Here is a 12,335-nt window from a genome sequence, read left to right as displayed (position 1 = left end):
TCGACAGCGCCTACAGGGCGCCCGGCGGCGCGTGGGGTGGGCTCCGGGAACGCCAATCCAGCGTCATCGCCAGCAATCAAACAAGCGTTTCATCGGGTTGATGGCCTTTTGCTAATTTTGTCAGTGCGTTCTTTCATGCAATCAGTACAATCGCCGGATTTGTCCCCCGAGAATGGAAGCAGTACGGCGGGTCGTCACGAGAAGTCCCATGCTCATCGGTAGCTATTCCCCCACGCTGGTTATCATCTCGCTTTTTGTGGCGATTCTCGCGTCCTACACCGCGCTCGACATGACCGGGCGCATCGCCACGGCCAAAGGCCGTGCCGTGCATTTGTGGACGGCCGGCGGCGCTTTGGCGATGGGCATCGGCGTGTGGTCGATGCATTTCATCGGCATGCTCGCGTTTGAACTGCCGATTGACCTCGGCTACGACGTTACCCTGACGGCCCTGTCGCTGCTGACCGCCATTCTGTCCTGCGGCTTTGCCCTGTGGCTGGTCAGCCAGCCACAACTGCCGGGCTGGCAACTGGCGTTCGGGGCGCTGGTGATGGGGGCTGGCATCAGCGCCATGCACTACACCGGCATGGCGGCCATGCGCATGCAACCGGGTATCGATTACGACCCGACATTGTTCGGCGCCTCTTTGCTCATCGCCGTCGGCGCCTCGGGCGCTGCATTATGGATCGCCTTCCGCCTGCGCCGGCACACGCCTTCTGTCAGTCTGCTTCGAGGCGGCGCGGCGGTGATCATGGGCATTGCCATTGTCGGTATGCACTACACCGCCATGGCCGCTGCGCGTTTTCCAGACGGCAGTTTTTGTGGCGCGGCGATCAACGGTTTGAACGGCAAGGGCCTGGACAGCCTGGTACTGATCACTACGATGGCGGTGCTGAGCATTGCCTTGCTCACCTCGATTCTCGATGCGCGCCTGGAGGCTCGCACCGCCGAGCTGGCCCATTCGCTGACAGAGGCTAATCGCGAACTCACCCAACTGGCGCTGCACGACACCCTGACCGGTCTGCCAAATCGGGTGTTGCTGGCTGACCGTATCGACCAGGCCATGTCGAGAGTGCAGGAGCAAGGCGGTTGTTTTGCCTTGATGTTCATCGATCTGGACGGTTTCAAGCCGGTCAATGATGCATTCGGCCATCACATGGGGGACCAGTTGCTGCGCGAAGTCGCACTGCGCCTGCGTGAGGACTTGCGTAGCCAGGACACGCTGGCGCGGATTGGTGGCGATGAGTTCGTGCTGTTGGTGCAACTGGCTGATGAACATGACGCACTGAATCTGGCGGCGCGGCAAGTCGGGCTGATCGCGCGCTCGTTTCGCGTTGCTGAACATGATTTGCAAATATCCGCCAGTGTCGGCATCGCCCTTTATCCGGGAAACGGCCAGACCTGCGAAGAACTGCTGATGAACGCCGACGCGGCGATGTATCACGCCAAGGGCGCGGGCAAAAACGGCTACAGCTTCTTCGACGCCTCGATGAACAGCAACGCGCGCAAACAGCTGCAATTGCTGCAAGACCTGCGCAATGCAGTGGAACAGCAAGAATTCTGCCTCTACTACCAGCCAAAATTCGATGCCGGCAACGGCCGGCCTGTCGGCGCCGAGGCGTTGTTGCGCTGGGTGCACCCGACGCAGGGCATGCTGCTGCCGGACAAGTTCATCGAACTGGCGGAGAAGACCGGCCTGATCATCCCGATCGGCGATTGGGTGCTCAACGAAGCCTGCCGGCAAATGCGCGAATGGTACGTGCTCGGTTACACCGACTGGCGCATCGCCGTGAATCTGTCGGCTTTGCAGTTCTGCCACGCTGGCCTGGTCCAGAGTGTCGCCAAGGCGTTGGCTACGCATCATTTGCCGGCCAACAGCCTGACCCTGGAAATCACCGAAACCACCGCCATGAGCGATGCCGATGCGAGCATGATGGTGCTTAACGAACTCTCGGAGATGGGGGTCGACCTGTCGATTGACGACTTTGGAACCGGCTATTCCAGCCTGATGTACCTCAAGCGCCTGCCGGCCAACGAACTGAAAATCGACCGGGGGTTTGTTCGCGACCTGGAACGTGACAGCGACGACGCGGCCATCGTTTCCGCCATCGTCGCCCTCGGCCAGGCGCTGGATTTGCGCATCGTTGCCGAAGGTGTGGAAACCGATGTGCAGCAGGATTTCCTGACTCAACTCGGTTGCGACTCGTTGCAGGGCTATCTGTTGGGGCATCCGCTGCCGGCGGAGCGCTTCATGGTGGATATTCTTCGCGGGGAGCGGTTGGCGGTAAGTTGACCCCTCTGTGGCGAGGGAGCTTGCTCCCGCTCGACTGCGCAGCAGTCGTAAAACAATGTATGCGGTTAACTGATGCACTGCGACGCAAGGCTTTGGGGCTGCTGCGCAGCCCAGCGGGAGCAAGCTCCCTCGCCACAGGACAACCACAGACCCCATGCAAAACCCGCCAATGGCGGTTATTCTTGGCCCCGACTGCAAACGCTTTAACGGGGGAAACGCTCGCATGGACAAAGTCATCGTCATCACCGGCGGCAGCCGCGGCATCGGCGCCGCCACAGCCTTGTTGGCCGCCGCACAGGGCTATCGGATCTGCATCAACTATCAATCCGACGAAGAGGCGGCGCACCGCGTGCTTGAGCAAGTACGCGCCCTCGGTGCCCAGGCCATCGCGGTACGAGCCGACGTTAGTATCGAAGACGAAGTGATCGGGCTGTTCAACCGCGTTGACGCCGAACTGGGCCGGGTGACCGCGCTGGTCAATAATGCCGGGACCGTGGGGCACAAATCCCGCGTCGACGAAATGTCCGAGTTCCGCATTCTCAAAACCCTCAAGACCAACGTCCTGGCGCCGATCCTCTGCGCCAAGCACGCCGTGCTGCGCATGTCGCCGAAACACGGCGGGCAGGGCGGCAGTATCGTCAACGTATCTTCGGTCGCCTCGCGCCTGGGAGCGCCAAATGAGTACGTGGATTACGCGTCGTCCAAAGGCGCGCTCGACACGTTTACCATCGGCCTGTCCAAGGAAGTGGCGGGCGAAGGCATTCGGGTCAATGCCGTGCGCCCCGGTTACATCTACACCGATTTCCATGCGCTGAGCGGCGATCCGGACCGGGTCAGCAAACTGGAATCGGCGATCCCGATGGCGCGCGGGGGCCGGCCGGATGAAGTGGCTGAGGCGATTGTGTGGTTGTTGTCGGACAAGGCTTCTTACGCGACCGGCACGTTTGTTGATCTTGGTGGTGGGCGCTGAATGGCTGTCTACTGTCATTTGTGACAGTAGACGTCGATAGCTCGCGCACCTAAATTACGAGTGGCCTCTCATCGGTGAGCGCCACGACTTGTACAACCATACGCCATCAATCAGTGTCATTGAGCCCCGCGGTTTACTTGTCCGTGCCCTGGCCTATTATCGACGCGTCGCCGGCGAAGCGGTGGTGACGCGAGTCACGCACCAGCTTTATGACGCGGCGAGTCGGCTCACTGAACAGCGCGATCCTCGCTTGTTTGCCCTGGCGCAGTCCGGCGTCGCGGTGCCGCCGAATCTGGTCAGCATCCCAAGCCTTTCCGGCCAGCCACTGTGCAGCGACAGCGTCGATGCCGGCTGGCAACTGAGTTTGCCCGGTGCGGCCGGGCAGCCCATTGAAGCGTGGGATCAGCGAGGCTGGCACCGCCGCACCGAAGTTGATGCGTTGCTGCGACCGGTGGCAATCTTCGAGCACAGCGTCGACGAAGCCGAGCTCTGTGCCGAGCGGATCACCTGGGGCAGTTCTTCGACGGACAATGCGCGGCACAATCGCTGCGGCCAACCGGTGCGACAGGATGATCCGGCGGGGAGCCGATTGCTCCCCGAGTACGGGCTGTCGGGTGTGGTCCTCGCCGAAGTCCGACATTTCCTCGACAGCCTGGCTCCGCCTGACTGGCCCCTTGCGGAGGCTGAACGCAACAGCTTGCTGGAGCCGGATGACGGTTCGAGTTCTGCCTGGCACTTCGCAGCCACTGGCGAGGCGCTGAGCCAGACCGATGCCAAAGGCCACGTCCGACACTTCGCCCATGATCGGGCCGGCCAGCTGCGCGAAGTTCGCCTGCAACGGGCCGGACAACCTGCCGCCGAAACGCTGGTCAGCGCCCTCGAGTACAGCGCGCTCGGACAGGTTCAGCAGGAGCTCGCCGGCAACGGCATGCGCACCGTTTCCAGTTATGACCCGGCCGATGGGCATCTGCTGTCGCTGGCCAATCAAGGCCCGGACGGCGTGTTTTTGCAAAACCTGAGCTACCGCTATGACCCGGCGGGCAACATCACCGAAATCACCGACGCCGCGTTACCGATCCAGTATTTCGCCAACCAGCGCATCGAACCGGTCCGTCGCTTCACCTACGACACGTTGAATCAACTGATCAAAGCCACCGGCTGGGAAACCGCCAAGCCCTCATTCGGTCCCGCATTACCCGAGTGGCAAGCCTTCGGCCCGCCCGATGCCAGCCGTTGGCGCAACTACAGCGAAACCTATCACTATGACGAGGCCGGCAATCTGCGGGAGCGCATTCATCTCGGTGCCGAGAACGACACGTTGATCATGCGGGTGGCGGAGCACAGCAATCGCAGTATCAAAGATCGACCGGGTGCGGATCTGGAGGCGCTGTTCGATGTTCGTGGCAATTTGCTGGAGCTGCAACCGGGTCAGGCGTTGCAGTGGAATGGTCGCAATGAATTGGCCCAGGTCACCCAAGTAACCCGGATCGCTGCCGCCGATGATTGGGAGCGCTACGTTTACGATGCTGAAGGCATGCGTCTGCGCAAATGGCGCAGCGCTGCAGCTAAATCCGTCATCCACACAGCCGAAGTGCGCTACCTGCCGGGTATCGAGTTGCACACCAACAGTGCCACGGGTGAGCGGTTGCAGGTTATCAGTGTTCAGGTGGGGCGCTGTACGGTGCGGCTGCTGCATTGGGACAGTCCGCCCCCCGATGACGTGGAAAACGACCAACTGCGTTACTGCTTCGACGATCACCTGGGGTCGAGTGCGATTGAAGTGGATGCGCAGGCGAAACCGATGAGCCAGGAAGTGTATTACCCGTTTGGCGGCACGGCGTGGCTGGCGGGGCGGCAGGAGGTGGAAAGCAGTTACAAGACTATCCGTTACTCGGGCAAGGAACGAGATGCGACGGGGCTTTATTACTATGGCGCGCGTTTTTACGCGCCATGGTTACAGCGGTGGCTGAGTCCAGATCCCGCGGGGGATATAGATGCGTTAAATTTTTATGATTTTGTAAACAATAGGCCGCTTGTATTTTTTGATCCCGACGGATACGCCCCAATTTCAGCTGCCGAATATGATGTTATGTTCGAACAGAAAATCGGAATTCCTGACATTGTCAAGCATAGAGGAATGGCGAACATCAGTCTTCACCTGCCACTTTTGGCTAGCAAACTAAAAGAAGCGCTTAAATTAGCAGTAGAGGGTTTGAGTCGAAGTGTGGAGGAGTTGAAAAATGGTAGCCATGATCGAGAAAAACTGAACGCACACTTCGGAGTTGAAGGTGGCAGCAATACTGATCAGTTAATCAAGGTTTACAAAGAAGCATTATCAGGACTTAAGCGAATTACTGACATCTCTGAAAAAATTGTCGTTTTCGACGATGTCGATGGCGACTACGCAGATACCGCCGCATTTGTCATTCCTGGCGATAGAAGAGAAAAAATATACGTAAACAATCAGTTCTTCACAAGTGCTCCGACAGAAGAGTTAGCTTTTATTATTATTCATGAGCGCATTCATCAAAGCAAAGTTATAAGTGCTCAAAAAGACTTATGGTATTTGGTGCCGACATCTAGCGACTATGCTGGCGCCAAACTTGTCAGCGGAAACGTTGACTTAAAAGCCTCGAAAAATGCGGCCATGGCAAGCATGTCGAAAAGAATGATGACGACAACAAATATTGTAATAGACGATATCGATCCTAGCGTTCAAGATGACTTTGTAAACGTTGCGGGGGGCGCATCCATTGATGAAGCATTAGAGAGTTTCAAAAAAACTCCTGCGCTTCGAACAAAAATGGCATTTAGAAATCCTGATAACTACGCGAGTTATATTATGGCTCCGGCTATTTAAATGGCGCGACTCAATGAGTGTCTTGCCTTGGAGATTATTCAAGGACTGCTCAAAAATACCGCACAATCCGCCACAGCGAGTTTATCTGCTCTAGCATTCCAACCTCTGATCAACGGGGACCAACGTCTACTGTCATTATTGACAGTAGACGTTGGTCCCCGACGCGCCTAGATTGCGAGTGGCCTCTCCATCGTTGAGTGCCACGATTTGCACAGTTTCACACCGTCAATAAGTGCCATTGAGTCACGCGGGCTGCCCGTTCGTGCAGTGGCTTATTATCGACGCGATGTGGGTGATCCTGTTGAAGCGCGGGTCACGCACCAGCTTCACGATGCAGCGGGCTGGCTCACTGAACAGCGGGATCCCCGGTTGTTTGCGTTGATGCAGTCGGGTGCTGCGGTGCCCCCCAATCTGTCTACTTTCTTCAGCTTGTCAGGCCAGAGTCTGTGCAGCGACAGCGTCGATGCGGGCTGGCAGCTGAGTTTGTCTGGCGCTGCGGGGCAGGCGCTTGAGGCATGGGATCAGCGAGGCTGGCATCGTCAAACCGAGCATGACTCGTCGCTGCGACCGGTGGCGATAGTCGAGCACTTTTCCGACGAGCCTGCGCGCCGTACCGAGCGGATCACCTGGGGCAGTTCTTCGCCCGACGATGCGCGGCACAATCGCTGCGGCCAACCGGTGCGACACGATGATCCGGCGGGCAGCCGATTGCTCCCTGAGTATGGGCTGACAGGCGCAGTACTGGCCGAAGTCCGACATTTCCTCGACAGCCTGGATCCGCCGGACTGGCCCTTCGCCGAGACTGAACGCGACAGCTTGCTGGAGCCGGGTGACGGTTCGCAGTCTGCCTGGCACTTCGCGGTCACCGGTGAGGCGCTGAGCCAGACCGATGCTAAAGGCCACGTCCGCCACTTCGCCCATGATCGGGCCGGCCAGCTGCGCGAAGTTCGCCTGCGACGGGCCGGACAACCTGCCGCCGAAACGCTGGTCAGCGCCCTCGAGTACAGCGCACTCGGACAGGTTCAGCAGGAACTCGCCGGCAACGGCATGCGCACCGTTTCCAGTTATGACCCGGCCGATGGGCATCTGCTGTCGCTGGCCAATCAAGGCCCGGACGGCATGTTTTTGCAAAACCTGAGCTACCGCTATGACCCGGCGGGCAACATCACCGAAATCACCGACGCCGCGTTACCGATCCAGTATTTCGCCAACCAGCGCATCGAACCGGTCCGCCGCTTCACCTACGACACGTTGAATCAACTGATCAAAGCCACTGGCTGGGAAACCGCCAAGCCCTCATTCGGTCCCGCATTACCCGAGTGGCAAGCCTTCGGCCCGCCCGATGCCAGCCGTTGGCGCAACTACAGCGAAACCTATCACCATGATGCCGCGGGTAATCTGCTGGAGCGCACTCATCTCGGTGCCGAGAACGACACGTTGATCATGCGGGTGGCGGAGCACAGCAATCGCAGCATCAAAGATCGACCGGGCGCGGATTTGGAGGCGCTGTTCGATGTTCGTGGCAATTTGCTGGAGCTGCAACCGGGTCAGGCGTTGCAGTGGAATGGTCGCAATGAATTGGCCCAGGTCACCCAGGTAACCCGGATCGCTGCCGCCGATGATTGGGAGCGCTACATTTACGATGCTGAAGGCATGCGTCTGCGCAAATGGCGCAGCGCTGCGGCGCACTCCATTACCCATACAGCCGAAGTACATTACCTGCCGGGTATCGAACTGCACACCAACAGCGCCACGGGTGAGCAGTTGCAGGTCCTCAATGTTCAGGCCGGGCGTTGTTCCGTGCGGCTGCTGCATTGGGACAGCCCGCCGCCCGACGGCGTGGAAAACGATCAGTTGCGTTACTGCTTCGACGATCACCTGGGGTCGAGTGCGATTGAAGTGGATGCGCAGGCGAAACCGATCAGCCAGGAAGTGTATTACCCGTTTGGCGGCACGGCATGGCTGGCGGGGCGGCATGAGGTAGAAACCAGTTACAAGACTGTGCGTTATTCTGGCAAGGAGCGAGATGCGACGGGGCTTTATTACTATGGCGCGCGTTATTACGCGACGTGGTTGCAGCGCTGGTTGAGTCCGGACTCGGCAGGGAATGTGGATGGTCTGAACTTTTATCGTTTTGTCAGAAATAATCCTATTAAGTATGTGGACCAACAAGGAAAGTTTTCGATTCTGGCGTGGATAAGTGATCGAATGATCGAGCGGAATAAAGACGACCATGTTTTGATCGAACAGCGAGGAATGAAGAATATTAGAAAGCACCTTCCGCAACTGGCAAACGCATTGATTGAAGCTTTTTATAGGTCTGAGAAGGTATTGGAAGATGTCGTGGCAGAGCTGGAAGGCGGAGACTTTGATAGGGGCCTTATTAATGATTACTTTGGTGCAGTTGACTCTGATGATATTGACAGGCTCGTGCAAGGCTATCGTGAAATTCTAAACGATATTCGCGAGCTGCAAGACAAACCAGAAAAAATGGTAGCTTTTTCTGATGCTGAAAGTTTGAGCAAGTCTTGGGCGTTTGTTTTGCCCAATGATAGGCGGCGAAAAATATACTTCAACTCATATTTTATTGCGCGCGGAACAGTGGAAAGCAATAGTCATGTATTAATTCATGAGCTGACACATCGCAGTAAAACATTGCGGTCTGAAGACTGGTGGTATTTAAGTGTTCCGATTGGTGATGAATTAAACGGCGTTCTCACAATAAGCGGTGATCGTTACGTAGTGGACGAACTACAATACATAGCAATGGAGGCTGCGTCGAAAAATATGATGAGTGGCGTGGATGCTGATGAGCGTAATATTAAATCTGGAACCCGGCGATATTTCTTATTGGCCGCCGAAGCCGATAATATGGATGAGGCATTCAAACGTTTTAAAGAAAACCCGGCGCTTAGGACGCACATGGCTCTTAATAACGCCGATACGCTAGCGGCTTTCTCTAATGCGATAAGCCGAGAAAGATCAAGCCGCAGTGCTCAGCTTTCATTGCACCAATAGTTAGACGGCATTTGTCACTGTCAAAACGACCTTACAATTCGCCCCAACGTCTCCATCGCCTTTTCCGAAGCCTCATCCCAAGGGCTCCCATAATTCAACCGAATACAATTCCTGAACCGCTGCGCCGGCGAAAAGATCGGCCCCGGCGCAATGCTGATCCCCTGCGCCAACGCCATCTGAAATAACTTCAATGAATCCATCTGCGCCGGGAGTTCCAGCCATAAAAAGTAGCCGCCAGCCGGCTGACTGACGCGGGTCTGCGCCGGAAAGTAGCGCGCAATCGCCGCCAGCATCGCACTCTGCTGCTCTTCCAGCGCATAACGCAATTTACGCAAATGCCGGTCGTAGCCGCCATGTTGCAGGTAATCGGCAATGGCCGCCTGAGCTGGCATCGACGCGCACAGTGAGGTCATGAGTTTCAGTCGCTCAATCTTCTGTGCATAGCGCCCGGCAGCTACCCAGCCGATGCGATAACCCGGTGCGAGGCTTTTGGCGAACGAGCCGCAATGCATCACCAACCCTTCGGTATCGAACGCCTTGGCCGGTTTCGGCGCCTGTTGCCCGTAATAGAGTTCGGCGTAGACATCGTCCTCGATCAGCGGCACCTGGTGGCTACGCAACAATTCCACCAATTCACGCTTTTTCGCTTCGGGCATGGTCGCACCCATGGGGTTCTGGAAACTGGTCATGCACCAGCAGGCCTTGATCGGGTGGCGCTCCAGGGTTTGCGCGAGCACGCCGAGGTCGATGCCGTCGCGCGGGTGCACGGGGATTTCCACAGCCTTGAGCTTCAACCGTTCGAGGATTTGCAGGCAGGCGTAGAACGCCGGGGCTTCGATGGCCACCAGGTCGCCGGGTTCGGTGACGGCTTGCAGGCACAGGTTCAGCGCTTCCAGTGCGCCGTTGGTGATCAGCAGTTCTTCCATGGGCAGCATCAGGCCGCCGACCATGTAGCGCAGGGCGATTTGTCGACGCAGTTGCGGGTTGCCCGGCGACATGTCGGTGACGACCATGCGCGGGTCCATGTCCCGGGCGGCACTGGCCAGGGAACGGGACAATCGTTGCAGGGGAAACAGGGTAGGGCTGGGGAACGCGGAACCGAACGGTACGGTGTTGGGGTCCTTGATCGAGTCGAGCACCGAGAACACCAGTTCGCTGACATCGACTTCGGTGGATTCGTTGACCTGGCTGCTGATCACCGGCTCCGAAAACGGGCTCGGTGCATGGGTGTTGACGAAATAACCGGAGCGCGGACGGGCGCGGATCAGGCCACGACGTTCGAGCAGGTAGTAGGCCTGGAACACCGTGGACGGGCTGACGCCGTAGGTCTGGCTGGCGTAGCGCACCGACGGCACGCGCTGGCCGGGGCCAAGGACGCCGGAGCGGATCAGTTCAGCGATGTCATCGGCGAATTTTTCGTAGCGTTTCATCTAAGGCCCGGTTGGAATTGTTCGGTTAGTGCACTGATGTGGCGAGGGAGCTTGCTCCCGCTCGGCTGCGTAGCAGTCGTAGATCTTTCGTAGATCTTGGGGGCGCTTCGCACCCCAGCGGGAGCAAGTTCCCTCGCCACAGAGGACCGCATCTCACAAGCACTGCATCTTAAAGGCTCAACGGTTCATCGGCGCAACAAAGCGGCTGTCCGCGACGCTATAAATGTCAGGCTCATCGCTGTCGACAATCTTGAAGCCGATGCTCTGCGAACTGCTGCTCGGCCGTTCCGTAGTCATCGCCACGGACACCGGCACGTCAACAATCTCGCCGGGCGCCAGGCTCAGTTCGGTCTTGCCTTGCAACTGGAAGCCGTCGCCATCGACCAGGGCCAAACGGTAGTCCTGGCGTTGCTGGGTCTTGTTGATGACCTTCAAGCTGTAGATGTTTTCGATCTGCCCCAGACTGTTCTCGCGGAACAGGCCACGGTCCTTGCTGACGTCCAGCGAGACCATCGGCCGTTCGACGAGGGCCAGGGCGAGCGCACCGATCATCACCAGCAACACCGCGGTGTAGCCGATCAGCCGTGGTCGCAGCAGGTGGGTCTTGCCACCTTGCAACTCGTGTTCGGAGGTGTAGCTGATCAGGCCGCGGGCGTAGCCCATTTTGTCCATGATCGAATCACAGGCGTCGATACACGCGGCGCACCCGATGCACTCCATTTGCAGACCATCGCGAATGTCGATGCCGGTCGGGCACACCTGCACGCAGAGCTGGCAATCGATGCAATCACCAAGGCCGACTTCGGCAGGTTTCACGTCACGTTTGCGCGGGCCACGGTTTTCGCCACGGGCGACGTCGTAGGAGATGGTCAGGGTGTCTTTGTCGAACATCACGCTCTGGAACCGTGCATACGGGCACATGTGCATGCACACCGCCTCACGAAGCCAACCGGCGTTGATGTACGTGGCGCCGGTGAAGAACAGCACCCAGAACAGACTGACGCCGCCGATCTGCAAGGTCAGCAGTTCTTCGGCCAGCGGGCGGATCGGTGTGAAGTAGCCGACGAAGGTCAGGCCGGTCAGCAAACTGATCGCCAGCCACAAGGTGTGCTTGGCCGCGCGGCGCATCAATTTGTTCGGGCCCCAGGGCGCGGCTTGCAGTTTGATCCGCTGGTTGCGTTCACCTTCGGTGATCTTCTCGCACCACATGAAGATCCACGTCCAGGAGCTCTGTGGGCAGGTGTAGCCGCACCAGACGCGTCCGGCAAACACGGTGATCGCAAACAGGCCGAACGCCGCAATGATCAGCAATGCCGACAGGAGGATGAAGTCCTGTGGCCAGAAGGTCGCACCGAAGATGTGGAATTTGCTTTCAGAAAGATCCCAGAGCACCGCCTGGCGGCCGCCCCAGTTCAGCCACACCGTGCCGAAGAACAGCAGGAACAGAAAGCCCGCACCGCTCATGCGCAGGGTGCGGAACAGGCCGGTGAAGCTGCGGGTGTGGATCAGGTTGTCGCTGGATTTGGCCTTCATCTTTGGACGCGAAGGCTCATAGCTGCTGACTAACGGGACACTTTCTATAGTTCGGACGGGGATTCTTTCGCTCATGGTCATACGCTCATCAGCCTCCATCAGGCCAGGTCACTATGAGCGTCGATCTGTTTGCATAACAGACTCAGGTATCGCAATAAAAAGCGGATCAGATGAGCGCTTAGCCGCTACGTGCGACAACTTGAAGCACCTGCGGCAACGGGCCTACGGGCGCTA

Annotated in this window: 6 protein-coding genes; 4 read left to right on the top strand and 2 right to left on the bottom strand. The window is 58.1% G+C overall.

Features of this window, described 5'->3' with window-relative positions:
* Positions 1-208: 208 nt before the first annotated feature.
* From ACM1ZW_RS26205 to ACM1ZW_RS26190, 4 genes are all read left to right on the top strand, one after another.
* Entirely contained in the window at positions 209-2,290 is a 2,082-nt protein-coding gene (locus ACM1ZW_RS26205; RefSeq protein WP_017338487.1) for a putative bifunctional diguanylate cyclase/phosphodiesterase, read from the top strand.
* Positions 2,291-2,513: 223 nt separating this feature from the next.
* The gene (locus tag ACM1ZW_RS26200) at positions 2,514-3,260 is read left to right on the top strand and encodes an SDR family oxidoreductase (RefSeq protein ID WP_017338488.1); all 747 of its coding nucleotides are present in this window, start codon (positions 2,514-2,516) and stop codon (positions 3,258-3,260) included.
* Between the two features lie 88 nt (positions 3,261-3,348).
* The gene (locus tag ACM1ZW_RS26195) at positions 3,349-6,120 is read left to right on the top strand and encodes an RHS repeat domain-containing protein (RefSeq protein WP_416739674.1); all 2,772 of its coding nucleotides are present in this window, start codon (positions 3,349-3,351) and stop codon (positions 6,118-6,120) included.
* Between the two features lie 288 nt (positions 6,121-6,408).
* Positions 6,409-9,138: an RHS repeat-associated core domain-containing protein gene (locus ACM1ZW_RS26190; protein ID WP_416739673.1), complete on the top strand. Its 2,730-nt coding sequence runs from the start codon at positions 6,409-6,411 to the stop codon at positions 9,136-9,138.
* Positions 9,139-9,158: 20 nt separating this feature from the next.
* Here the strand turns inward: ACM1ZW_RS26190 and mapR are convergent, their stop codons facing one another.
* Both mapR and ccoG read right to left on the bottom strand, forming a co-directional pair.
* The gene (gene mapR / locus ACM1ZW_RS26185; RefSeq protein ID WP_416739672.1) at positions 9,159-10,568 is read right to left on the bottom strand and encodes a GntR family transcriptional regulator MpaR; all 1,410 of its coding nucleotides are present in this window, start codon (positions 10,566-10,568) and stop codon (positions 9,159-9,161) included.
* Positions 10,569-10,745: 177 nt separating this feature from the next.
* Positions 10,746-12,176, bottom strand: coding sequence for a cytochrome c oxidase accessory protein CcoG (gene ccoG / locus ACM1ZW_RS26180; RefSeq protein ID WP_416739671.1), 1,431 nt, complete (start codon positions 12,174-12,176; stop codon positions 10,746-10,748).
* Positions 12,177-12,335 lie beyond the last annotated feature (159 nt).

The organism is Pseudomonas sp. NFX71, assembly GCF_048079215.1.
Lineage (GTDB): Bacteria > Pseudomonadota > Gammaproteobacteria > Pseudomonadales > Pseudomonadaceae > Aquipseudomonas > Aquipseudomonas fluorescens_B.
The sequence above is the reverse complement of the archived record's forward strand: the minus strand, read 5'-3'. Positions and strand labels throughout refer to the sequence as shown.